The organism is Bradyrhizobium sp. IC3195, assembly GCF_020193585.1.
GTDB lineage: Bacteria > Pseudomonadota > Alphaproteobacteria > Rhizobiales > Xanthobacteraceae > Bradyrhizobium > Bradyrhizobium yuanmingense.
Genome location: NZ_JADYVG010000006.1, coordinates 254,390 through 279,379, shown reverse-complemented (window position 1 = coordinate 279,379; position 24,990 = coordinate 254,390). Strand labels below are relative to the sequence as shown.

General features: G+C 60.2%; 19 protein-coding genes. 10 read left to right on the top strand and 9 right to left on the bottom strand.

Features of this window, described 5'->3' with window-relative positions:
- The first annotated feature begins 194 nt into the window (after positions 1-194).
- The gene (locus I6F09_RS15555; RefSeq protein WP_051057155.1) at positions 195-1,319 is read left to right on the top strand and encodes an acyltransferase; all 1,125 of its coding nucleotides are present in this window, start codon (positions 195-197) and stop codon (positions 1,317-1,319) included.
- Positions 1,320-1,344: 25 nt separating this feature from the next.
- On the opposite strand, the gene I6F09_RS15550 is transcribed toward I6F09_RS15555, so the two are convergent.
- A complete protein-coding gene (locus I6F09_RS15550) occupies positions 1,345-2,811 on the bottom strand; it encodes a lipopolysaccharide biosynthesis protein (protein ID WP_225188464.1) in 1,467 nt (488 codons plus the stop codon).
- Between the two features lie 124 nt (positions 2,812-2,935).
- Between I6F09_RS15550 and I6F09_RS15545 the strand changes: the two genes are divergently transcribed.
- Both I6F09_RS15545 and I6F09_RS15540 read left to right on the top strand, forming a co-directional pair.
- Positions 2,936-3,769 (top strand): polysaccharide pyruvyl transferase family protein, encoded by an 834-nt coding sequence (locus I6F09_RS15545; protein ID WP_050991696.1) that lies wholly within the window; start codon positions 2,936-2,938, stop codon positions 3,767-3,769.
- A 1-nt stretch (position 3,770) separates the two neighbouring features.
- Positions 3,771-4,883, top strand: coding sequence for a glycosyltransferase (locus I6F09_RS15540; protein ID WP_050995919.1), 1,113 nt, complete (start codon positions 3,771-3,773; stop codon positions 4,881-4,883).
- 17 nt (positions 4,884-4,900) lie between these two features.
- Here the strand turns inward: I6F09_RS15540 and I6F09_RS15535 are convergent, their stop codons facing one another.
- Genes I6F09_RS15535 through I6F09_RS15520 form a run of 4 tightly spaced genes read right to left on the bottom strand, consistent with a single transcriptional unit; the run spans position 4,901 to position 9,661 of the window.
- Positions 4,901-5,992, bottom strand: coding sequence for an acyltransferase (locus I6F09_RS15535; protein WP_036013946.1), 1,092 nt, complete (start codon positions 5,990-5,992; stop codon positions 4,901-4,903).
- Positions 5,989-7,095, bottom strand: coding sequence for an acyltransferase (locus I6F09_RS15530; RefSeq protein ID WP_225188463.1), 1,107 nt, complete (start codon positions 7,093-7,095; stop codon positions 5,989-5,991). Before I6F09_RS15530 ends, I6F09_RS15535 begins: the two co-directional genes overlap by 4 nt.
- A gap of 9 nt (positions 7,096-7,104) precedes the next feature.
- Positions 7,105-8,442, bottom strand: coding sequence for a hypothetical protein (locus I6F09_RS15525; RefSeq protein ID WP_225112413.1), 1,338 nt, complete (start codon positions 8,440-8,442; stop codon positions 7,105-7,107).
- A gap of 7 nt (positions 8,443-8,449) precedes the next feature.
- Entirely contained in the window at positions 8,450-9,661 is a 1,212-nt protein-coding gene (locus tag I6F09_RS15520) for an acyltransferase (protein WP_225136233.1), read from the bottom strand.
- A 592-nt stretch (positions 9,662-10,253) separates the two neighbouring features.
- On the opposite strand from I6F09_RS15520, the gene I6F09_RS15515 reads away from it, so the two are divergent.
- The 3 genes from I6F09_RS15515 (at position 10,254) to I6F09_RS15505 (ending at position 13,763) form a co-directional block, all read left to right on the top strand.
- A complete protein-coding gene (locus tag I6F09_RS15515) occupies positions 10,254-10,820 on the top strand; it encodes a hypothetical protein (protein ID WP_225128145.1) in 567 nt (188 codons plus the stop codon).
- Positions 10,821-10,851: 31 nt separating this feature from the next.
- Positions 10,852-13,083, top strand: a complete 2,232-nt coding sequence (locus I6F09_RS15510) for a Wzz/FepE/Etk N-terminal domain-containing protein (protein ID WP_225188462.1) — start codon at positions 10,852-10,854, stop codon at positions 13,081-13,083.
- A 392-nt stretch (positions 13,084-13,475) separates the two neighbouring features.
- Entirely contained in the window at positions 13,476-13,763 is a 288-nt protein-coding gene (locus tag I6F09_RS15505; protein WP_225138986.1) for a hypothetical protein, read from the top strand.
- A gap of 43 nt (positions 13,764-13,806) precedes the next feature.
- Here the strand turns inward: I6F09_RS15505 and I6F09_RS15500 are convergent, their stop codons facing one another.
- Entirely contained in the window at positions 13,807-15,237 is a 1,431-nt protein-coding gene (locus I6F09_RS15500) for an undecaprenyl-phosphate glucose phosphotransferase (RefSeq protein WP_036035390.1), read from the bottom strand.
- A 612-nt stretch (positions 15,238-15,849) separates the two neighbouring features.
- Between I6F09_RS15500 and I6F09_RS15495 the strand changes: the two genes are divergently transcribed.
- A complete protein-coding gene (locus I6F09_RS15495; RefSeq protein ID WP_225188461.1) occupies positions 15,850-16,587 on the top strand; it encodes a metallophosphoesterase family protein in 738 nt (245 codons plus the stop codon).
- A 65-nt stretch (positions 16,588-16,652) separates the two neighbouring features.
- Here I6F09_RS15495 and I6F09_RS15490 read toward each other — a convergent pair whose 3' ends face one another.
- On the bottom strand, positions 16,653-16,928 hold the full coding sequence (locus tag I6F09_RS15490) for a hypothetical protein (RefSeq protein ID WP_225188460.1): 276 nt from the start codon (positions 16,926-16,928) through the stop codon (positions 16,653-16,655).
- A 640-nt stretch (positions 16,929-17,568) separates the two neighbouring features.
- Between I6F09_RS15490 and I6F09_RS15485 the strand changes: the two genes are divergently transcribed.
- Together I6F09_RS15485 and I6F09_RS15480 are read left to right on the top strand one after the other, a co-directional pair.
- On the top strand, positions 17,569-17,832 hold the full coding sequence (locus I6F09_RS15485; protein WP_225128151.1) for a hypothetical protein: 264 nt from the start codon (positions 17,569-17,571) through the stop codon (positions 17,830-17,832).
- Positions 17,833-18,405: 573 nt separating this feature from the next.
- Positions 18,406-19,032 (top strand): hypothetical protein, encoded by a 627-nt coding sequence (locus I6F09_RS15480; RefSeq protein WP_225188459.1) that lies wholly within the window; start codon positions 18,406-18,408, stop codon positions 19,030-19,032.
- 1,580 nt (positions 19,033-20,612) lie between these two features.
- Here I6F09_RS15480 and I6F09_RS15475 read toward each other — a convergent pair.
- Both I6F09_RS15475 and I6F09_RS15470 read right to left on the bottom strand, forming a co-directional pair.
- Positions 20,613-20,768, bottom strand: coding sequence for a hypothetical protein (locus I6F09_RS15475; RefSeq protein ID WP_225186836.1), 156 nt, complete (start codon positions 20,766-20,768; stop codon positions 20,613-20,615).
- Between the two features lie 315 nt (positions 20,769-21,083).
- A complete protein-coding gene (locus I6F09_RS15470; RefSeq protein ID WP_225147068.1) occupies positions 21,084-21,344 on the bottom strand; it encodes a hypothetical protein in 261 nt (86 codons plus the stop codon).
- A gap of 3,124 nt (positions 21,345-24,468) precedes the next feature.
- Here I6F09_RS15470 and I6F09_RS15460 point away from each other — a divergent pair.
- Entirely contained in the window at positions 24,469-24,837 is a 369-nt protein-coding gene (locus I6F09_RS15460; RefSeq protein WP_225147024.1) for a hypothetical protein, read from the top strand.
- Positions 24,838-24,990 lie beyond the last annotated feature (153 nt).

Below are 24,990 nucleotides of genomic sequence, written 5' to 3'. Positions count from 1 at the left end.
CGGCCCCTGATCGCTCGTTGGTCGGGCGCCTGCCTCATCGATGAGCAAAGGGCTCTCTGCCATCCGCAATTGGATGAGCCCCATGAATTCGGAGGGATCGTCGGGTTGTGCCGCCATCGGCCGCCGCGCTTGCGAACTTGCGTCACAATTCGTCTCTAGAAGAGCGACGAAACGTGCAAGGAAACCGAGCCCCGATGGAAGCCAGTGAAGCAAGACGTTTTGTCGTTCTCGACTTCTACCGCTTCGTCGCCGCGCTCGGGGTCTTCATCTTCCACCTGAAGCTGATCGACAAGGGCATCTCACCGGCCTGGAACGGGTCCTATGGCCTGTTCGTGGACATGTTCTTCATCCTGTCCGGGTTCGTGATTTCCTACTCCTATCCTTCAACCTCGACAGGCCCGCGCTCCTATGCGCGCTTCCTCATCAGGCGGATCGCGCGAATCTACCCCTTGCATCTGCTCACATTGTTGATATTCGCGGTCCTTGCTCTCATGGGCATATCCGGTCCGACCTCGCACGCGAGCTTGACGGATTTCATTCAAAACCTCTTCCTCGTGCAGGCATGGGGTATTACAGATCATCTCAGCTTCAACTCGCCGGCTTGGTCCATCAGCGCCGAGCTGTTCTGTTACCTATTATTCCCATTGTTCATGCTGCTGGCCGGGAGGATCTCGCCGCTGATGCTGGCGATCATCGTCGCGCTCTCTTACGGCATCCTTGCCCATGCTCACCTGCCGATCTGGCAGGAACGCTCTCAGATGTACGGGGCAACTTTCGATTTCGGGATGTTACGGGCGCTTCCGAGCTTCCTGAACGGGATTCTCCTAACCGTCCTGTTCAGGCTCTCGAGCGACTATCGCAAGAAGCCGGTTGCATTCGCCGGAATAGCGCTGTTTGCCGTCTCGGTTCTGGTTCTCAACTTCTTTGCCAAGCCCGACCTTGCAATCATACTGTTCTCTCTCGCGATCCTCGTCACAGCCACGGGAGAAAGCGCCTTCGCGCGGTTTCCCGGCTCCGATTGGCTCGGCCGCCTCGGCAACACGTCATATGCCATCTACATGATGCACGAAGTGCTGTTGATCCTGCTCTTCAAGCCGGCCTGGCACTATTTCGGACTTCAGCCAAGCATGTTTCCGGTGTTTGCATTGGTCTGCTGCATCGTTCTGACAGTCGTTGCCGACGTGACATATCGCTACGTCGAAGATCCCGCTAGAAGATTGATCAACCGGCTTGCGCCTGGCGGGGCAAGATCAGCCCGCGTCCCGAAGCCCGAGCCGCTCGATCTTGCCGAGGCCAGACAGGCGGCCAACGCAAGCTAGCTGGTGCGTGCAGGCCGAATTCTGGCTAGGTCTTAGACGATCGCCGCACACGACCCCAGACTTCCTGGCATATCCGCACCACGGCCGGCCGGGCGACCGCCATGACAACGGCAAGATAGACCGAAGAACCAAGCAGCACGAGCGCGGAGAGACGCAGCCATGGCGACGTGGCCGGCATGGTAATGGAGGCAGCAACCACCGCGCACGCCATCACCGCGGAGCCCGCAAGTGCCGGCATCAGCGCCGCGGCATAGGGCCTGATGCCGAGCGCCAAGATCCGCATCGAGGCTCCGGCGGACAGTGGATACAGCAACAAGGCGCGAACGACATAGCCGACAGCGATGGCGATAAGGCCAAATGGCGCAGCGAGGATGAAGATCGTTATGTTCGAAACCGCGTATATCAGCGTCAGCCAAGTCTGCCAGTGCGGTTTGCCGAATGCCAGGATCACCGAGTGATTGTAGAGGCCGATCGTGGTCAAGAACCCGGTGATCGACATGATCGCGAGTAGAGGGGCGGCCTCGCCCCACTTGGATCCGAAGAAACCGACGATGAGATCCGGTGCCAGAGCCGCTATGCCCGCGAAAAGCGGGGCCGTCAGCAGTGACGTGTACTTGACGAAGTCGACCAGCGTCGAACGCGATGCTTCCCGGTCATGCTGGAGGCCAGCGATGGTCGAAAAGAACACGCGGTTCAACGCATTCCCGATCACGGTACTCACGGCGTTGACCAGGCGCTTGGCAAGGCTGTAGAAGCCCGCGCCGGCGGCGCCGGTATACCAAGTGACGAAAATCAGATCGGAATTGGCATTGGCAAAGTTCGTGATTCCCGTCAGCGCCACGTAGCGCGCATAGCTCAGGAGATCGATAACAGCCTGCCGGCTGACCCGGAGCCGAGGGCGCCAGGGCGTCAGGATCCAAAGGCTGACCAGCGAGATCAACGAAGTCGAGACGAGCTGTCCGACCAGCGCAACGATCCCGTAACCCTGTATCGCCAGCGCGATCCCTACGGCTCCGCCAACCGAGATTGAAGAAAGCGAACGGATGGCGAGGGATCGAAAGAGTTGATTGCGCGTCAGCCAGGCTTCGTGCGTCCGTGACAGGCCTTGCACGGCCACCACGATGCAAAATCCTTTGAGAACGATGGCAAGATCCGAAAGACCGGAGAATCGTTCGATGGCGCCGCTCGAGGCGAACAGTGCGAGTGCTGCAAACAAGGAGAGGCCCGCGATGAGCCAAAACGAGGCAGTGTAATCCTCATCCTTCGGATCGGGACGCGCCTGGACGGCAATCGCGATGCTCTCGATCAGGACTGCCCGGCAGAACTCGAGCGCCAGCGCTCCCGTTGCCACGATGCCGAGAATCTGCGGCGACAGCAGCCGCGCCATGATCATGTAGATTGCGAGCGTGAGCGCCTGCCCGACCGCGGAATCGAGCGCCGACCAAATGACGCCCGAAACGATCGAGCGCGGCTTGATAATCTCGTGGCGCAACTGGAAGCCTGTCACAATTCGGGGTTAGGTCGACATTCGTCGATGAGCCATTGGCTGCTATGGTCCAATAGTCGCCTTGTTTACGAGGACACTACGGCAAGAAAGCAGCTACATCCGAGGCAGCATGAATTTTCGAGGCAATCTACGACGGCTGATCAACGAGGTCGGCTGCGACTTTATTCATCAACTGCCCTATCCGCACGTGGACTTGTTCTTCTGGCGTCCCGACGATGGAACGATCAATTTCGGTGATCATCTTTCGATCGTTGTCGTTGACCATCTCTTGCGGCAATTCGGCTATACGCTCGCCGATGAGGTGCCGCGGCAAGCGCGCTTGTTCGCGATCGGCTCCGTGCTCCACTACGCGCGAAATGGCGATGTGATCTGGGGAAGCGGCGTAAACGGACGCCCCGGCCAAGGCGACCTCAACCATCGCGTGCAGAATTTGGACGTGCGAGCGGTGCGCGGCCCCCGTACCCGGGAAGTTCTGCAGCGCCGGGGCATCGCGGTTCCCGAAGTGTTCGGAGATCCGGCGTTGCTGCTTCCTCAGCTGTTTCCAAATCGTTTTCGCCCTACTGCCAAGAAGCCGTGGGTGTTTGTTCCGAATTTGCACGATTTGAACATCGTCGACCCTGCCGCCGATACGGTGGTCTCACCGCTGGGATCCTGGAACCGCCGAATTGACGCCATACTCGAAGCTGAACTGGTTCTGGCCAGCTCGCTCCACGGCATCATCGTCGCCGAGGCATTCGGGATACCGGCTCGATACGTACGGCTGAGCAGCGGAGAGGCCGAGTTCAAGTATCATGACTATTATGAGGGCACCGGCCGGTTCGCCGTCGAGTTTGCGACGAGTATTGACGAAGGTCGCGAGATGGGGGGAGCTGCGCGCCTCAACTTTGATCATCGTGCCTTGATGAGTGCATTCCCGATCGACCTCTGGAGCGGAAAGAACTAACATGGCCAAGCGCCTTCGCGTGGCCATCTACGCGCCGCATTTTGCGGAATATTCCTACCGGCTCGCATCGGGACTGGCGCATCATTGCGACGTTCGGCTTGTGCTCAACCGCAAAGACGCGAACCAGCAATGGGAGCTTGCCGATATCGCTGTGACGGCGCCGTTCGAGACACGGATTCGCGACCTCAGTCTGCGGCGCGGCGGCGCAATCGGCATCCCTGCCTCGTTCATCGACATAATTTCCTTCCGCCCGGACGTGATCCATTGTCACGAAGTTCCCGAGATCTACACGTCCAAGCTGATTCAGCTCCTGCGTCCGCTCGGCATTCCCCTGGTGCTGACCGTTCACGATGCTATCCCGCACTCGGAGGGCGGCTCCGGCACCTCGCCCCGTGAAGATGCCTGGCGCGGACGCATGCGTGCGGCCGCCTCGATCGTCACGACGCACGGCGAGAGCTGCATTGCAGATTTTCATCGCGCCTCGCCCGACTTCAAGGGCGAGACGGTTTCCAGCATGCACGGCGTGCTGATGGTTCCGCCGGACAAAAGCTCGTTCACCGAGCCCGAATCCGGACGCATCCTGTTTTTTGGACGGATGTGGGCTTACAAGGGCCTCGACGTTTTCATCGACGCGATCGACATGTTGGCCCAGCGCGGCGTCGCGCATGAAGCGATCGTCGCCGGGCGCGGCCCCGAGATGACACGGCTCGGCGCCCGGATGGAGGCAATGCCGACGGTCAAGACCATCAATGCCTACATTTCGCCTGCGGATACCGGACGTCTATTTCAATCTGCTACGGTGGTTGCCTTGCCATACAAGGATGCATCACAAAGCGGGGTGCTCGCATCCGCCTATGGGAATGCGCGTCCCGTCGTCGCCAGCGCCACCGGTGGCATTCCCGACGTCGTGACGGACGGCGTCAATGGTCTCCTGGTCCCTCCCGGCGATGCCACTGCGCTCGCCGATGCACTCGAGCGCGTGCTGACGTCGAATTCACTCGCCACAACGTTGGCTGACGGCGCGCGGCAGACCGCGGCCGGCCCTCTGAACTGGGACCACATTGCCGAACGGTTGCTTGGATCCTATCACAGGCTCGCCGGTCGTACCGTGTGAGCGCGACACGCGCTTTCTCAAGCCGATTGCCCCACTTTCAGCGGTCGAAAGAACGTGCTGCGGAACGCGCCGTCCAGCAAGCGCCTCAGCCGGACCTCGATCAGTTCATAGCTGATCGCACTTGCAGCCAGTGACATCACCAGCCCGAGTCCGATGAAAGCCGCCCATAGCAGCCAGCGGTCGACGCCGGCGGCAACCAGCTTCAGGCCAACCACTTGCAAGGGGAAGAGCACGAAGGGGTGCACGAGATAGAGGCTGTAGCTGATCTTGCCGATATATTGGAGCGCCGGCGTGCTCAGGGCCTTCCCGAGGCCTGATTCCGGGGCGAGCACCATGGCGAACAGCAGAAATCCGGGAATGAGGCCCACGAACGGATGAAACAGCACCAGGCTCGCGTACAGCGCGGCCCCGCAGACGAGCCCTGCGACCAGACCGAGCCGTCCGGGAATGGAAATGCGAAATCCCGTCGCGCTGAACAGCATCCCGATGCAGAAGAACGCGGTGATCGGCCAGCGCATCAGGCAGGCCACGCCCAGCAGGATCAGAGGCGCAGCCAGCAGCCTGCCGCCGGCGCGCCACATCGAGAATGTCAGCGCAAACCAGATGTAGAATGCCCACTCATAGGTCAGCGTCCAGGCATTCTGCTGGGCAATGGGCAACCCGAGCGCGTCCTGCACGAAGAACAGGTTGGCCGCAAAGATCGCGAGATAGCTGGTGAGATCGATCCCGCGGAAGAACTTGTAGGCCACGATCGGCCCGATCGCGAACAGCGCAAGATGCAGCACGACGAACACCGGCATGATGCGCAGGACGCGGTCGAAGAAGAACCGCGACAGAGAACCGTGGCGTATCAGACTGGCCGGGATCAGGAAGCCGCTGATCATGAAGAACAGCTCGACACCGTGCCCGCCGACATTGATCACCGACTGCAGCCAGGGCCAGAGCGGCGGCAGAAAACCGGGATTCGGGATGTCGTACATGCCTGCCTTCGGCATGTCGTAGAAATGATCCATCAGCACGCTCAGCGCTGCGATGGCACGAAGGCCCTGGACCGAAGGAAGGAACGATCCATCATAGGCGGCGCCCGGCTGGTGAGGTGCCTTGATCACTCTGCGGCACCCTGGGTGCTGAGCACTGGCTCGAGGACGACAGGCTTTCTTCGCGCGGAGCGGAATCTTTGCCCGAAGGAAATGCTGGGCTTCTCGATGAACGTGTATGTCATCCAACTGACGAGGATCGACAATGCCAGGATGACGACCAGGAAGATCGACCATCCGAGGGGTCCGTCGCCGAACCATACCAGGCGGTGGACGTAGACGATCGCGAACGGCGACATCAGATAGACCGAATAGCTGATCACGCCGACGAATGCCATCGGGCGCCAGGCCATCCGTTCGCCGAACACGGCAAAGCCGATGAAGACAAGCGCCGCGCAGATATAGGCCGATCCGATCGAATAACTGTAGAAGAAATTCTCGTGATACACGCCGCCGAACCGCCGGTCGGACAGGGTGGCGGCGAAGACCGCATACAGAAGCGTGCAGACGGTCACATGCGTCCACCGCAGCTTGCCGCCAATGACGGTGTCGCGGATGATCTTGCCCAGGAACATCGCCGAGAGGTTCAAGCCGACCTCCATCACCGAGGAGACTGCCCTGCTCTCAACGAAAAGTGCAGCTGTGGTTCCCACCAGCGCGGCGGCAACGACGATGGTCACCGCCGTGAGGCGCCGGTTGAGCAGCCCCATCGCAAAGAGAATGGTGCATCCGACGTAGAACAAGAGTTCGATCGCCAGCGTCCAATAGAACACCCAGAGATTCGGGACGTTTACGAAAGTCTGCAACATCGTCACGTTAGCGGCGATCTGCCCCAGCGGAAAACTCTTCGAATCCAGCAGCTGCACCGACACGAGCCCGACAACGATCGAAGTCCAATAAGCCGGATAGAGCCGGAAGAAGCGGCTGATCGTAAAATCGCGCACAGGCGTGGCGCTGTCCGGGAAGCTGAACGGAATGACGAAGCCGCTCACGAAGAAGAACAACACGACCCCGAACCGGCCAAAGTTCATGTAGTAGCCGAATATGTCGTGGAGGGGCCCGTAATAGACACCCGTCGGGTGCTTTTCCAGGATGACCTCGAACACGTGCTGGACCAGGACGGCCAGCACGGCAATGCCGCGCAGTGTGTCGATGAATGCGAGCCGTTTATGCATTGTTCGTTCTCACCTGCTTCCGCTCGCCGCCGGTACATCCGGGCGGAAGCCTTCTAATGACGGCATCGGTGGCCGTACGATGATTGGCACGGCGTCGCCCGCCCGCGCGGTGGTCGCGCGCCGCGAGAACACCTCGCTGAAGCTCAACGCGATGATCAGCAGGCCGGACGCCGGGCCGTAATTCAGAACGGTGATCGTGAACAAGTTGACGACGAAGATCAGCGTCAGCTTGTAGACGTCGGTCGTGCCGAACGTCGCCCGGAATACCATCACCATGAATGCGACGAACGGGAGTCCGAACATCAGATACGTGCCGATGTAGAAATTGTCGACGGGAACCCAGAAGGCGGCGAGCGGCGAGAACAGCTTCTGCGGATAGTTGAAGCAGCCCACGCCGCAGCCGGTCACGAGACCAACGGGCATGAGCTGGCTCAGGTAGACGAACGGCAGTTGCCAGCTGTTGTTGATGCGGTCGACGATGCTGAACAGGGTCGTGTGCGGCACCGCGGCGGTACCCGAAGCGAGCACGATCATGAAGAACGGCACCAGGATCGCGGCAAACGACCACAATGCAATGTTCCGTATCGCGGAGAAGCGCGACTTCTCCGGGAGCATCCGCACGAACACCAGCAGAATCAAGTAGAGCACGAGGACGATCATGGTCGTCTTGCTGGTCGTCAGACGGATGATGTAGACCGCAAGAGAGCCGTACAGAAGGCACCAAAGCGTGCTCTTACGGATCGACGTAATTGCGAAGGACACGAGTATGAAGAAGGCCGCCATGGTACTTTCGGCAGCAAAGCCCGTGAGACGCTGATCGTCACCGCCATAGGCCCACCATAAGCGACCCGCCTCACGAACGGCGCCGAAGGACTCATATTTGTATCCGACCCAGGGCATGAAGTAGAATTTCGTCAGTAGCACGCCGATCAGCGAGAGGTAGAACGTCGCGGCGATGACCGACAGCAACTTCTTGTAGGAGCCCAGACTGGTGTCGCAGAAACAAAATCCGACGAACACCGGGAGCATCATCTTAAACGACGACATCGCCGCGTTGACCGTCCCCAGCATGAAGTAGCCGAGCACCAGCGACAGCATGATCTGCACGAGGACAACTGCAGCCATGATACTGCGATTGCGCAAGATGCAATGCACGATGAACTGGACCAGGCACAGAAGCGCAATGCCATCCGGCACGAACCAAAGCGCGTCCAAATGCATGATGCTGGTGTAGTACCGCATCATACCGCCGAAGGCATCCCGGACCAGATAGGCTGCGAGCGCGATCGCCTCGATATTGAGGCTGATCAGCATCATCCTGCGGGGTTGCAGCGCGAAGGTGCTCATGCGCGGCTCAGTTGCTCAGCCGCGCCGATCGGGCGGGGGATGGCGCAAAATCCGGGGGGCTTCCGAATGCATTTCGCAGGAGCCTGCCGCCGGGAATTTCGACATAGAGATAGGTGAGGTGCGAAACCGCGAGCACGGCGGCCAGTGAAACGACGAGATTCAGCGTCGCCGGCAGGCCTGCCCAGATCGAATCCAGGGCGGCGATTCGCCCCGCCCCCACGCCCCGCACGAAGTATTCAGCCAGCAGCACCACGAGCGCGTGCACCATATAGATCGAGTACGAACGACGCCCCAACCAGATCAGCGGCTTGGCCACCAGGATCCGCGGCACCAGCAGCGCATCCGGAAAGGCCAGCAGGCTGCCGAGGAAGATCGCGAACATCACTGGCGCGAGGAAGGTCGCGGCAGGATTGGCCTCAGCCAGGGACACCAGGACGATGCTCGCGATCATGGCGACGAATTGCAATGCGCCCTGCGCGGCAGGCCGCGGCTTGGCCGGCAGGCGATCGACGATCCTCACCATCAAGACGCCCAGGAAAAAGCCGACGAAGCAGCGTAGCAAGCCGAAATCCGTCTGAAGCTCGATGCTCTTCTTTTCGAGCACGAAGATGATGAAGACGAGACTTCCGACCGCGAGCAGCCCGGAGAGGACATAGAACCACGCCAGCGAGCGCATGCGCAGGGCAATGAGAACGATCAGACCAAACACCAGGTAGGTGTAGAACTCAACGCTGATGCTCCAGCTCGGCGCATTCCAGCTGAGATAGTCGATGAACCCCATCGAGTGGAGAAGCAGGACGTTGAGGCCGAAGGAATAGGCATTGTTCACTTCGAACGCCGCAGGCGCGGCGACGACCACCCCCGCCATGACCAGGCCGATGCGCAGCAGGCGAAAGACGAGGTTTGCCAGCAGCATGACGATATGCAGCGGGTAGACTCGCGCCAGGCGCCGTACCATAAATTCGCGCAGCGAGAAGCGCGTGAAGTCGTTCTCGACATAGCTGAGCGCCATGACCATTCCGCTGAGAACGAAGAACAGATCGACCAGCAGCCATGCACTCCTGAAGAAGGAGCAGTTGATCCAGGCGTTGTGCGGGAATGCCGCGAGAAAGGTTGGCATCAGCAGCAGATGGTGGATCACCACGGAAGTCGCGGCGATCCCTCGGATGCTGTCGAGCGGCAGGACGTGCGCCTTCTCACGATGAACCAACTCCGTCACATCAACATTCCGTAGCTGTTGCACCGCAGCAGTGTGTATCAGGTCTCAACGCGTGATCAATCTCTGCAATCGCGGAGCCGCATTCGATGCATGACGACCGACAATAATTTCAAAGCTTGCAGATCATTCGGACATGCGAGCGCCAAGTTCATGCCACTTTTCATCCGACGTACGCCTGCTTCGGCGCGCAAGCCAATCGGCATGGGATGATTGCGAGTATTTGCGCGCAAAGTGTGCGCGAAATTCGGCACTGTTGCGATCGAGGCTCTTGAGCACGTTGATTGCTGCGTGCCAATGTCGCACGAAAAATTCTTTCGCCAACGGGGAACAATAAACGCGCCTCGTGACTTGTGTCGGCTTTGCGACGAGCGGCTGCGCGAGTGCCCGATATGTTTTCAGGTTGCAACATTCATGGGCGTGATTTGCCGATCTCGCAGGCATTGTAGAACTTGTTTTTGCAACCGGCGAACAAGCGGGCTCGCGCTTGTTTTGTCGCCAGCTTTGCACCAGCTTTTGCGTCGCACAAAAAGATGACACAGTTACCTGTCAAGTTTCGCCTGTTCTCCTATTGCAACAGAAGCAAGGAACACGGATGGGCCGCGGACTAACACGTCGTCATGCGCAGCCGCGATGGCTAGCGATTGTCTTGATTGGTTCTGCGCTGATCGTGTCGAGCGCTGGTGCTTGCCGCGCGCAGTGCGTCGAATTCTCGGACCGCGCCTCGCAACTCGAACTCGACACCTTCGTGAAGTCGCCGTCCTCGCTCCTCGAGCGGTTGCGCAATGACAAGGAGAAGTTGCGGTATTGGCTCGCGCGCTATGTCGCGACGAATCCGTCGGTGCTGCCGTCCGTCCAGACGCTCATCTCGGCGTCGGCTTCAGCCGATCGCTCGTCCATCGGCGCTGCGCTGCGCCTTGCCGAAGCACGTTGCACGTCGACCAAGCCGGACGCCGCGCGCAAGATCAGGGATTTCGTGCAGCGGATCGGCGATCTCAACGTGCAGGCCGGTTATTCCGGCGCCGGAGAGGACAGCTCCGGCGTCCAGGCCCAATCGCAAATCAAGACCTCGCCGCAGCCGGGCCGTGGCGGAGCACTCCTCGAAGGCGAGTGGAGAACCAAGCTGGCCAATCCATTCAAGCCCGTCCCCCTTCCGAATTGATCCATGATCGTCAAAGGCAGCGAATTAGCACATGTACCAGCCTAGGGAACATTTCCAGTCGGGGCACCGATTCGGCATCGAATTCGGCGGGGCGGTCCTCAGCTTCGAGCGCGTGGCCGACGTCCTTCGCCGCCAATGGCCGATCATCGCGGTCTGTACGGGAGCTTCGCTGGCCCTGGTGATCGTCTACCTGGCCATGGCGCAGCCCATGTATACGGCAAACGCCCGCATCATGATGGATACGCGGCAGACGCAAGTTCTGGACAAGGACAGCAACGCCAGCAGCGCCCTGATCGACACGGGCTACGTCGACAGCCAGGTGGAGATCATCAACTCGGACGACCTCATTCTGTCCGTCGTCCGCCGCCTGAAGCTGACAGAAGACCCGGAGTTCAACGGCTCCAAGCCCGGCCTGCTCTCTATCATCATCGGCAAGCTGACATCGCTATTCGGCTCCGGCGAACCAGCAAGCCAGGAGCGAATCGAACATGCAGTCGTCCAGCAGATTCAGAAGAATCTGCGTACGGAGCGTGTGCTGACGACATATGTGCTGTCGCTGAGCTATAAAGCGCGGAGCCCCGACAAAGCCGCCAAGATCGCCAACGCGATCGCCAATGCCTATCTCGTCGGCGCCCTGGAGGCCAAATATCAGTCCACCAAGCGGGCCACCGAATGGCTGCAGCAGCGCAGCCTCGAGCTGAGCGAGCAGGCATCGGCCAGCGATCGCGCCGTCCAGACCTTCAAGGCCGAGAACAACATCGTCGGAACCAGCCGCGGCCTGATGTCCGAGCAGCAATTGTCGGACCTCAACACGCAGCTAGTTCAGGCGCGGGCTGCGACCGCCGAAGCCAAGGCCCGGCTTGACCGGATCGACACGATCTCCGATCAGGATGTTGCGCAATCAACCGTGACGGACGCCCTCAACAACTCGGTGATCACCCGTCTGCGCGCTCAATATCTCGACCTCCAGGCGCAATATGCCGACTGGTCCAGGCGCTACGGCAAGTCCCACCTTGCGGCGGTCAATCTGGCCAACAAGATGGAGGAGCTGCGCAAGAACATCGCCGACGAACTGCGTCGGATCGCAGACGCCTATCGCAGCGACTACGAGATCGCGAAGAGCCGGGAGGCCTCGCTCGAGAAGAACGTGAAGGAGCTCGTCGCCCAGGCCGGCAACAAGGGCCAGGCCGAGGTCAAGCTGCGCGATCTCGAAAGTGCCGCCGACACCTACCGCAATCTCTACAACAACTTCCTGGAAAAGCTGCAGAGCGCGACGCAGAACCAGAGCTTTCCCCTCAGCGAGGCCCGCCTCATCAGCACCGCCACCAAGCCGGACCGCAAGAGCTCGCCGCGAACGGTCCTCGCCCTCGTGGGCGGCCTGGTCGGCGGCCTCTGCCTCGGCTTCGGCGCGGCATTTGCGCGTGAACTGCTGAGCGACGTGCTGCGGACCCCCGGCGAGGTCGAGGATGAGCTCGGCGTGAAATGCCTTGGCGTGCTGCCGGACATACGTTCGCCGACGACGGCCGGCACGTTGCTCCCGACGTCAGCGAAGACCGGCCCTCCCGATCTGTCCCGCTACGTCGTCGATCATCCGTTCTCACGCTTTGCCGAGACCTTGCGCAACATCAAAGTTTCGATCGACGTCGCGCGTCTGACCCGCGAGATCAAGGTGATCGGCATCGTCTCCTCGCTTCCAAAGGAGGGCAAGACGACGGTGGCCGCCAATTTCGCGCAGCTGATCGCCCTCACCGGGCATCGCACGGTTCTGATCGACGGCGATCTGCACACGCGCTCGCTGACGCGGGAGCTCGCGCCCAACGCCAAGACCGGCCTCGTGGAGGCCCTCAACGATCCCGCGAACCTCGGCTACCACGTGCAGCGAAGCAAGGAGACGGGACTGGATTTCCTGCCCTCCGTGGTGGCCTCGCGCATGGTCAATTCGGCCGACGTCATCGGATCCAAGGCAATGGCCGAGCTGCTCAAGGTGCTGAGGGAGCACTACGAGTACATCGTGATCGATCTCGCCCCGGTGATGCCGGTGGCCGATTCCAAGGCCGTCAGCTTCCTGATCGACGCCATGGTCTACGTGATCGAATGGGGCCAGACCACGCGGACCGCTCTGCAGGAGTCGGTTTCGGGTTCGGAAGTCCTCCAGAAGAAGCTGATCGGCGCCGTGCTCAACCGCGCGAACCCGAAGATGCTCAAGCGCATCGAGGCCTACAAGGGCAAGCACCACAACAGCTATTACGTCGAGCACGCCTAGGCGGAGGCGAGGCGCCGCTCCCACTGAACAACTGGAATGAGCTCGGGCCCGTTGCCGATTGGCAGCGGGCCTTATTCGTGCTTGGCGGTCGCTTGAAGGGCATCCCGTGCGCCCTCGCGCACGGACCGAGATGCGGCAAGCGCTCCGGACCTGCTCGCGGGCTCCGTATTCGTCCGGAATCCACAACTTGCAGTTATTGCTCTAGCCAAAAGCAAGGATTGACGGATACGGTGGTCGCCGGGAAAGTTTGTGCCGGTGCCAGCAGCTGTCGATAAGACGAGACGATCCGAGCCTTGAGGCCTGAAAATGCCGAAACTTTAGGCATCTTTCTTTCTCGGTTCCCCGGGGCTAAACTCGGCTCATACTCGCAGTTATTTTTCCGGTAGGCTCGGATGCTGATCGTCCTGACGATTTTGACTGTTTGGGTCCTGCTCAACATTCTGTTCGTGTTGATCGTGGTCCCTCCACGCAAGCCGCTCCGCCACCCCATGGCGACGACGCTCTCACCCGCGCCCATCGACCCGAACCGGCGCCAGATCGAGCAGGACGAGCCTTTCTCGATCCGCCATGTCATCGTCTCCGTCGCAATGGGAGCCTTCTTCGTGCTCGTGCCGCCGCTGCTCGCGCTGCGCGATGCGATCATGCGGCTCTTCCGCAGGCCACCGCGAAATGGAACCTGAGGCCCCGTCCACGGAGGTTTCCGGCGATTGAGAGATCGAGCGGCTAATAGGCCTCTTGGAACATCACGGCGGACGCGGTGCGGGCCATGATCTTCAGGTCGAGCCAGATGCTCCAATTGCTGACGTACCAGACGTCGTACTCGACCCGCTTTTCCATCAGATCGATCGTTGGCGTTTCGCCCCTGAATCCGTTCACCTGAGCCCAGCCCGTCAGGCCCGGCTTCATGTGATGGCGGTAGACATACTTGCTGATCAGCTCGTCGTAATAATTGTCATGGGCAAGCGCGTGCGGACGCGGTCCCACCAGCGACATGTCCCCCCGTAGCACGTTCCAGAGCTGCGGCAGCTCGTCGATGCTGGTCATGCGCAGGAAGCGCCCGATCTTGGTGACCCGGGCATCCCCCTTGGTCGCCTGGGTCACCGTCTCGCCATTCTCGGCAACCGTCATGGTGCGGAACTTCCAGATCTCGAACGGTTTGCCGTTGAAGCCGCGGCGCGACTGCCGGAATATGACGCTTCCCGGCGAATCCAGCTTGATCAGCACGGCTACGGTCAGCAGCAGCGGCGTCAGCAGCACGAGCGCGAACAGAGCGACGCCGACGTCGAGACAGCGCTTCTGCAGCCGCTCGAGAATGGTCAGCGGCGGCCGCTGGATCTCGACCGCGACGGTTCCGCTGACCGGCAGGAACGGGCGGGTCACGAGGTCGGCAACGGAATCGTCCGGCAGCAGGCGAATCGGCTGCGGAACGGCGCGCAAATATGGCCCGAGCTTGCGCAGCATCGGCAATTCGTTCCAGTCGATCGCGAGCAGATATTCATCGACATCGGCCGCGCGCGACTGACGGATGACGTCGCGAATCTGCCGCTCCCATTGGCCGTCATCCCGGTCCTCTCCGAGCACGAAATGGCGCATGACGTCGAAGCCGTTCCTGCGCAAATCCTTGAAGCGGCTCGAGGTGAAGTCGAGCGGCTTCAGGCTGAGCAGGATCACCTTGCGGTCGACCAGGCGGCTTCTCGCAAAGCTCGTGCCGAACACGGCCTGCCAGACGAAGCGCAGGCTGATCAAGCCGAGCCCGCCGATCACGGCAAAGACGATGACGGTGCCGCGCGACAGATTGTCCGTCGATTTCAGCAGGAAGGCCGCGACGGCGAGGATCGTGAGCGACGTCAGCCAGATAAAGGCCGCCATTCGAAGCTGCCAAACCAGATTGAGCAGGCGGTGCGTGGAATAGACGTCCCGGAAATAGGCGATCCCGACGAACACCACACCGACAAACAATCCGGCCCCCACCGATGCACCGTCGGGCGGCGATGCGACCACCACGCCATACAGCGAAGCTCCCGCCGCGTAGCTCAGCAGGATCAACAGAAAGTCAGCAGCGATGACGACGACCTGAAAGGGCCTCTGAAGCGCACTGCCGCGCGCAGATGACAGCGCATGAGCGCTTTCAGAACCGTAAGTTGCAACAGCCATTCGAACCTCTGCGTATCGAGAGAGTGCCTGACGCTCATCGTGATGCTGAAGACTCGTCAATTCCCCGCACGGAAAGTGTTGGTCGATCGCAGCGACATTGTGGCGCTGCACGCGAAACTTTTGCGGCGCACGGACGATGTGTCGCGTTGAGATGCGCGGCGAAATTCGGTGCGCTGAAAATGTCGTCACAGTGCTGACATACGAGCGAACGAACTGCCCTATTTTGAATCAAGTTCCGCATCCAATGCGACACTGTCGTTGCACGAGCCGCTGTTCGCTCAAGTTTGAGGCGCCGCTTGCTGCCGACGAACGCAACATCGAATCACTCGCGAGAGTTTCATCGGATTTCTATCTGCGGGTGTATGCGAGAATCCGCGGCGAGTCATGCAGACTTGCCGCACGCTTCGAGGCAGCGATGCAATTCCTACGGACCCCTCTCGTTCCTGAAGTGCATCAAACAAGTCGGCAAAAAATGCCGTGCCCTTCTTTTGGCGTGATCGGGACGGACAACGGGTTGCGCCCCGATGGAACTCGCCGTGTTCGCGTTGGATGGACGCTCTCCGGTGCCGGCGACTTGGGGATGTTATTCCGACCACCCGATCGATGAGCGCCATGAAATCTTTTGCGCGATCCCAGCCGTCGCTTCCCAAACCGCAATTGCCGGACGGCGTCCGCATCTATGCGATCTCGGATATTCACGGCTGCGCGCATCTGCTCGAGCCCATGCTGCGGGTGATCGACGCCGACGTTGCGCGCAGCCGGCCGCGCTATGCCGTCGAAGTCTTCATGGGCGATTACATCGATCGCGGCCCGGATACGCGGTCAACCCTCGACATCCTGGTCGAGCGGAGCCGCCGGGGAAATGCGGTCTTCCTCAAGGGCAACCACGAGGCCTTTCTGGTGAGGGTGTTCGAAGATCCTTCCCTATTCGAGGACTGGATTGCCTTCGGCGGCACCCAGACATTGATGTCCTACGGGCTTGCTCCCCCCGATCTCAAGCGCGACGAGCCGGCATCGATCCTGCGCGACTTGATTCGCGCCATGCCGACCGAGCATCTGGAATTCCTGGACAATCTGCGGTTGAGCTTCAGCTGCGGAGACTTCTTCTTCGTCCACGCCGGCGTTCGCCCGGGCGTGCCGCTCGCCGAGCAGACCGAGCGCGATCTGCTCTGGATTCGCGAGGAATTCCTGCGCAGTGAGGAGCAGTTCAGCAAATATATCGTCCACGGTCATACGCCGGTCCGCAGCGCCGAATTGCTGGCCAACCGCGCCAATATCGACACCGGTGCCTATGCGACCGGCAACCTCACCCTGATGAGCATCCAGGGAAGCCGCATGCTCGCGGTGTGATGATCTTCAGCCTCCTGCCACCGAGGCGCGAGACGGTCTGGGGAGGGAATGGACGTTCACCATTTTCAGTTGAGAAACGGCAGCGGCGATTGCGCACGCGTCTGGGCCATCCAGTCACTCCACGCTCGCTCGTGCTTGACGTAGAGCTCCACCCAACGTTCGCCAAGCCTGGCCTCTCGGACGCGCGCCGCCTCCCCGAGCAGCTCGGCGCCGGGACGGGCGTCCGGCTTGTCCAGCGCTTCGAACTCGATCGTTTCCGAGATCGTCAGACCGACAAGCACGCGCTGTCCGGCGCCGTCCACGATGTAGCGTCGCGGCGCATCCTTCTTGGGCTCACTCATGTCGTCATGTCCCATCGGGTTCAGTGTGAAGCTGGATACCGTCATCGAATGGGATGATGCCTAAAAGGCTCGCCGGGCGTGGCCGAACGTCGAGGTCGGAGCGGGCCGCGAGGCCCGGCGCGAGGCGCTGCTGGATGAGCTCACGGCTCTTCGTTGGACGCGCCAGGCGCGTAGCGCGTATCCGAGAATGAGGCCAGCGCCGAAAATGGAAGCAGAGACAAACGCAGAAGTCATGAGAGTCGTCCTGGGAGTCGTCCTGGATCGTGCGCGTCCTATCAAGAGTGAGCAGTGTGTCGACATCATGGTTCTCGGGGATTCACGAGCGCCAAAAAAATGTTCAAGGTTCGGTCTCCTTTGCATGCACGTCGCGCGCGCGGCAACGCTGCCGACCTCGGGCTGATCTCGTCTCGGCCGGAGATGATCATCGAATACTCTCTCTATATATATGTCGACGACATATCTAAGAGACGTTCTCGCAGCCCAATGCATCAAGGTCCGTCGCGGTCGATCCGACGCGCGTTGGCGACACCATGCGCCCCTGCAACCGGAAGTTCGGCGTCAGCCGGCCAGCCCGTGCCCTTGCAACCATCCGGAACCCGTCGCATTATCACCCATCGCATTTCATGAGGGATTCAATCCAATGAACTTCCGTGCCCTTATTCCATCCATTGCCCTGGCCGCTCTTGGCCTTACCGTAACGGTCTCCGTCGCGCCGGCCGCCGAGCTCGCACTTGCTCCGTCACACCGGGCGGCCGCCGTCCAGGGCGGACTTGTGTTCTGGGACGACGTCTACCCGCCCGCGATCTATGGCCCGCAGCTTCGCCCGGTCGGGGAAGTCGCAGCAATGAAGGCGCAGGCACGGCCGGTGTCCCAGCGCTGGTGGGGATATTGGTACGTGCGGTAACGCGCCGCCGGAGCGGTTCGGCCAAGAGCCGAGCTTCGTTGAACCGCCGCCATGTGCAAACGCTGGCGGCGGTTTTCGTTTGGGGCCGCGCCATCCAGCCACGACGGCTACGCACGCGCGGCTCGTAAGAGTCGCATCGACAATGTCGCGCCCAAACGGCTTCCGCAATCAACCTCAACTCGATCGACTTCACGAGCGCCGGGCACCTCGCCAGCGGAAGCTGATCACGCTCGTTTTTCTCAAAGCGCCGGGGTCTTTGGTCGGGGCCGCGGAAAGCAGGCCGACCTTCCCTGGTAACAGGGAATATTACAGGGAAACCGCAGCGCAATCGCCGCCGTGGCAACGTAAGAAACGACAGAAACGCCTTCGAATACAAGCGTGTCGCGGTGGTCGGGTGCCACCACAGAACAGGGAATTTTGGCTGAAGATCAGGGCTATGATTTGCATATGAGGAGAATGGTCATTGCCGGCACTGCCTAGCCGCGACGTCATTGATCGACTTGCTAGTTTAAGCCGCGGCACTTGCGATGCGCCTTCAACACCTCAGCTTTGATGCTTGGCTGGAGCACGCATTTGGGCGCGAGGTTCGCTTTCAGCGAGCACCTTTGGTACTTCGATCCCGAGCATGATTGGTGGTATCCGCCGGTGCTTGAAGTCGTAGCTTATCTCACTCGACTATTTGAAGACCCGGAGCCTGCGTTACAGGGATTTGCCGACGTCCAAATCGCGCAGGGCCTAACCTACCTGATGAATACCAATGCCGGCGGCGACCGCCGGTGGCTCTGTTCAACTGATGTTCCGGTCGAAGGCCGTGTTCGCTGCGTCAGGTCTGTCGCTGCTCTATTTGTCAAATTGTTCGAGCCGCGTTGCGAGCATCGCCTGTCTCACCTTAGCCAAGCCGCGAGCAATGTACTCAACGGTGTTTGCTATAAGTGGTGGGATGCGTTTCCGAACTTGGCTCTTGCCGATGATCCCGACCTCCCAACGCTCCACGATTGCGCGCTGCAAACCATGGACCGTATCCTTCAGCTTGAATCGATCGCCTGTCAGGAAAGTGCTCTCCACGGCCTTGGGCACTGGCACCGCGACTACAGCGACAAAGTCACCCAAATCATAGACCGCTTCTGCGAGGCGCATGCCGGGATCGACCCGCGCCTGTCGGCCTACGCCCAATCGGCTCGGTGCGGATGCGTCCTGTGATCCGCGGGCCATGGTTGCGCCCGCCGGCGTTGAGTGCATCATCGCGACCTCAGACAGAGGCCCGCATAGCCCAAAACTGGGCCGGCGTACTCATGATCGGCTTGCCGGCCGATGTCCGGCTCAAGCTGCAACAGCAGTCGAAGTGTGGTCACCTGCCGAGGTCAGTGCCACTCGAGCATAAGGGCCTAGAAATCCGAGATGGGCCAATGCCAAGTTCGGCATAAAGTCGCAATGGAGCGACCTCTAGTTTACGAGCTTGCCATTGCTGGCAATCCTATCTTCGTTTGCAGCGAGCAGATCGTAATCGTCTGCAAGTCTAAGGTAGATCCCACGCAGCCCTCATCTGACGTACCTAACGCTATAGTTCGGTACTCCTCTGCTACGTGCCGATGCCGGGGGCGGCTTCCGCCAATGTAATCGGTGCCCATCGCAAGCTCCCTGGAAGCCGACCATCCCTCGCCACCCGAGAAGACCATTGCTATCGATCAATGAGCAGGCCCCATCATCGGCCGGCGTGCCGGACGTTGGCTCGAGCTGCACTTATGTTGCGGCTGCTAGACGGAAAAGGCTCGCTTCCGGAGTAGACCACATCGGCCCCAGCCTGGAGGTTTTTCCGGATCGAAAAACGAGCTGGGACCGAGAGGTCTGCCGCCGTCTGGTCGGCAAACACAGCTTCATTCCAAGAAATCGGCTACTTGGGATTCACTTTTGTGAATCGGGCTCCATGGAAATACCCAAGCCCCCTCGGGGAGGAGCTGGCAACAGGTCGTGCGAGGGATGGCACGCAAGACCGACAGTCGAACTGAGAGCAGGCACGGTCGCTCCTAGCCGCCCGGCGCGCGGTCGCAAGCCATGGGCGACGGTGGCTAGCGCTTCCTGCCAGTGGGCTTGCCTCGGCGGGGGCGCTTCTTCGGCTTGGGCATTGTTGGTTTTTCCCTCTGTTCAGCCGCGAGAACTCGGGCTCGGATTTCCTCTAATTCAAACAGTGCAGCAACAATGCTCTGAAGACGTTCGCGAATTGCAGCAGCAGGAGTCACCGCTCGACCGCGGGTGCTCATGGACGCCCCCAACTTATTCTTCTTTGGGCCCGCCGTTGGGCACCCGCTCGAAGTCTTCCCTTTTCGGCGAACGTAGTCCTTAACAAATTTAAACCACTGCTACCGCGTCCAGCCAGGTCGCGTTGTTCCTGGAGGGAACACTACAGCATGCTGCGTAGATCAATGAACAAGCACGCCGCTAGCCGCCCGGCGATCAACCGTGAGATTTATCGTGCATATGGAGCCCATTCACGGCCGCGTGTACGAAGCCATTTGAGGCTCCCAACGAAGCGAAGCTGAAACAATGCAATCCGATACTCTGCTGGTAACGCCCGTTGCGGGAGGCTCAAATGCGTAGCCTAATTTTCGGTACGGCCCTCTTAGCGTTCGCAACCATCGGATGTTCCACGTTTATTTCGGCCGCCCTTTCCGCGGCACGGGATGCAAAGGCTGCAACATTCTCCGAACGGTTCGCGCCAGCAATCACGGTTCCCTCAAGCGGCTAGTCTCGCCAGCGTGAACCCGCGAGCCGATTGCGAGGCTTTAATGGGAAGCTTTGTCTTCTCGCTTGAGGAGCTCCAGTCGTCGCTCTAGCTCCTCCTTCTTCGCCAAAAGCCTCTCGGCCAGAATATCATTGACGACGGTATGAAGTTGCCAGAGCTCTTCAAGAGCCATGCTCTCGAAAGGCTTCCGTTCCATGAATCCCCCCGACTCACATGTCGTGAAGGTTAGCGCGAAACAAGAATTGGAGCCCCTTTTCCCGGCGGGATGTAGCAAAAGAGGTGCCGACCTGCTTTATTGCGCCAGAACTTCGTAAGCCTCAGCAAGCTTTAAGTGGCTGTCGCGGGCCACCCAGCTCTTCATGATCTCGGCGCGTACCCCGCACTCTTCGGCCGATCTCTGAGCCGTTTGGCATCCGCAGCACGATCCGTTCGGCAATGCTAGCACTCAGCTCTACATCCTTGTGTAGCAGACGACACACAAGAGCACTTCCATGGGGGCCGATTTACGACCTTAATCGATATAAGCGCGCGGTCGCTCGGTTTCTGCAGTCTCGTTTGAGGCCAAGCAACGTCGCGCCCGTTCGATCTGTGCGTCAGTAGCGCCATGATTGCGTGCGTACATCTCGGCCACTGGTGCCGAATATTTCGCGACGTAGTATCTAACCTCGCTGCACGAGATGCGCCCCGTCAGCCTCTGGTGACGCGAAGCGAAGGCTTCGGACCCCAGCGGGATCAGCAACAACGCAACAATAGCCCCGGCCCGTACGATCATTCTCGCCCCCATAGATTTGACTGGTTGGTTAGGAGAGAGCAGGCCTGAATCGCGCACGCGACGCAAATTAACTATCGTGCACCGATCCAAAGAGCTGTGCGACTGTTGCTGCGATGCCTCGGTGCTCCGCGGGTCGTGAATCATGAGGTCGCGGTCGAGCGATCTGGCGCGAGCTTCCCAGAAAGCGGAAACGGCAAGTTCGATCATCGCACTGAACCGCGGTACGAGCTCGCAATCGCTATCTCCGCCGAAGCACTCTCCTACGACGAGCTTTAGGAGTACGGCTAGTGCTCGCAATCGTTCTCGCCTGCGCGGCTCGTAGGCGACGCCGGAGGGTCTGCAGTTCTCGAAACAGTGCGAGCAGTCCCTCGACCCGCTCGCCCAGAATAGTCGAATAATTGCAAACCCGACTTCGATTACTCATTACTGCCCAAATCATGATTGTTGAAAGCAAAGGCGGTCGACAACGGGGAAAAATATGCAATCCAGGGTTGGAGTATACAACCCATAAATGACGAGCGGATTAAAAGGGCTACGCTAAGTCCCCTACACCATTGTCACAGCGCATTCCTTTCGCTTGTCTTTCGGGTCGTTTTCGTTCCGCAAGCTCGGTCTGTTCGGCAAAGCTACACGCCCGGTACCGCAGCATTCACGCGCGCCCGGTCTCTCAGGCTGGTAGTCCCATTCTGCCCTTTACTCGCGCGACGGCTGCCCAGCAGGGGTGGCGCCCTTATCACTTGGATAGCCCTTCGATCCACGGCTCCGTTACGCGTGCTGAGTGCACCGGCTGTTAAGGGTTGGTTTAGGTCCCGGCACGATCATTGGCGACCGCAAGGGACCTAAGCATGCCATTGCACCATGCGAATACACTGGAAAGGATCGTGACCGTCGCAGATCACGGCAGTGGCGAGGTCGCCACACGGCCTGTCACTCTCGACCGATTGGATTTCTCGACCTCTACGCGAGATGAGGTCCTGGCGTTATTGGCGCCAAGCGGTCCCTCAAAACCCACTATTTGGCTCGTTGTGCTCGCTTTGGCTGGGGGCTTCGGATTGGGCTGGGCTGTTGCTTGGTATGGTCCTGCAGCTCTCTCGGCTCTCAGCCCGGCTGCTCAGGTAGAAACGGCTTCGCGCCGCACGCCGGACACAAAGTCAGGCGGTAAGGCCGAAAGCGCCCGAAAGAGTGTGGCAGCGTCGGCCTCGCGAACAGCGCCTGCTTTAACGCAACCCTCCACAGTCATCGCGAGCGTTGCTGCGAGGCCTCTGGCCAAAACCGCGAGTGGGGCGCAATCCGCGGACACTTCGAGCCCAGCTTCTTCGGCTGTCGACGCGGACGCGTCTGTAACGGGCTCGCTCGCGCCCGCGGGGCCGCTCCTGTCGGCCGTCGAGACAAGACCAACGACCATTGCAGGTTGGGCCGTGCTGGACGTTCGCGGGGGAACGGCGGTGCTCGAAGGGCCCGACGGAATTCGAATGGCAGCACGCGGTGACGTGGTCCCTGGCATCGGGCGAATTGACTCTATCTTGCGCTGGGGCAATCGCTGGATAGTTGCCACAGCAAGCGGATTGATCTCGACGCCCTAGGCGGAGGTTACGCGAGAACATCTGGACACGCCAACTCGGACGAGCTTGGCCATCACGACCATGCTCGCACCTCCCGTAGAAATGTCGTACTCCGAACTTTACGCCAAAGCGATTGACAAACAGCCAGGAGGTTGCGAGCAGCCGAGTTGCGGTATGCAGGTTGCGTCGAGAACGCTATCGGAATTCGGCAAACGTCGGCTCGGGAATGGCCGGGCCAGCGCCGGCGGCAATTTAGGCAAGTAGCGGCTGGCACCCAGAAAAGCGAGAGCATAGCGGCTTGGTGGTAGTGTGCCGGGGTCTCCGTGCGCCCGAATTAGATCAGTCCTTTTTTCGTGACCCGCAAGCTACGGACGTAATACCCTTGTCGCTGAACCGTTGACCTAATCTCCTCGCTTACTTTGAGAATTCTTGTTCTGCTCTTGCGCCACCTATTTGTAGAACAAGCGCCTGGGATTGAGGAGCCTGCGCTTAGAACGAGCACGTCACGCTTGCCATTGCGATAAACATCAAACATTTTTCGTCCCCGCGATCATATCAAAGCGAAATATGTTTTCGTCATTCCGGTCCACGAGCTTACTAACCGGCCCGGCGTCGCGGGTTGCAAATATGCAACGCTTCGCGACGCATCTTCATCCCCTCCTGGCAGAGCGGGACCGGCGAGCAGTTCCGCGCCCCAGTCGCGCTGGCACAGGAGCGAGGCTGGCTAGAGCAGCATGAGAGCGGCACGTATGCGCGGCTAACGGGGCAACAGAAGCATTGGGTCAGGTGAGGTACCGTGTGAACTCAGCAATTTAATTGTCATCTGGTGTGCGTTCAGACAGGCACAGCGGCCGAGCTATTGATATTTTAGGGGGTAGTTACGCTCCCGGCAGGACTCTAGCCTGCAACCGGCGGGGTAGAAACGTTTTGGGCGCTGAGCTAATCAATGGCTTAGCTCCTTGATGTTGCGCTGGTGTTGCGCTCACTTGCGAGTGAAAATCACGCGATCGGACTCCAAGCGAAAATCGCAGTCGTGCTTGGCGTAAGTCGTGAATTCGGAAACAGCGAGTATGCCTGCGCTGTCCCATTCATCGAAGACAACATCGCTGGTTGAGTAGAGTTGGGCCGCCTCGCTAATCCATTCGCTCGCGCCGACGGGTAAGCTTTTGAGAGCCGCAGATAGGCAACTTCGGAGCTGGCATCGAGATGCAAGGGCCAGGAGGGGGCGATTACCTTGTTTTGCCCAAACAGAGACTTAAACCAATCCAACATCAAATTAGCTCCCGAGCAATCGGGCCTGAAATGCTTCGGCGGCGCGTTGATCCGCGTCAGCGTCTGAAAGAAGTGCCCGTAGACGTCAGATATAACCTTGATCGAGCTATGCCCCATCACGGCCGGATCTGCTTCGGGTTGTGGCTGTTCTCGATCCAGCGGGCGTGGTGGGCGAACCTGCAGATCGCCCCACTGCCGCTCGCGCAGGAGCTGTGGGCAACGAGCCCGGCGCAGGGTCCGACCGAGGCCGCGCCCCTTCCCGCTAGCCTGGGCTTGGAGGCCTCACCACGATGAACGGTCCCATCCAAACGACACACCAGCTGACCGCGACCGCGCTACCAGTGGAGTTTGAGGCCTTGGCACTGCCGCCCCTGCTGCTGCCCGGCGAACACCTCGAGCTTTACCTGGCACTGCGGCAGGCGATCTTCGCCGACCTTGCGCCCCGATCCGCCATCGAGTGGCTGCTCGCCATCGATGTCGCCGAACTGTCCTGGGAAATCCAGCGCTACCGCACCTTGCGGCACAAATTGCTCGAGACCCATCGCCAACAGGCCATCGCAGCGGCGCTACGGCGCATCGACATGGCCAGGATCGATCCCGACTTCGAACCCCAGGCCGAAGACTACACGCAGCAAAAATGCGCTGAGCTGGCGCATTGATCTCATCGCTGCGACCGAGATCGAGGCGCGGCTTGCCGCCTATGGCTTCGATCGAGACGCCGTCACCACAGAAGTTTACGTCCAGGCGCGCGAAGTCCTGATCCTGTTCGATGGCCTGCTGAACGCCGCACAAACCAAACGGGTGTTGCTGCT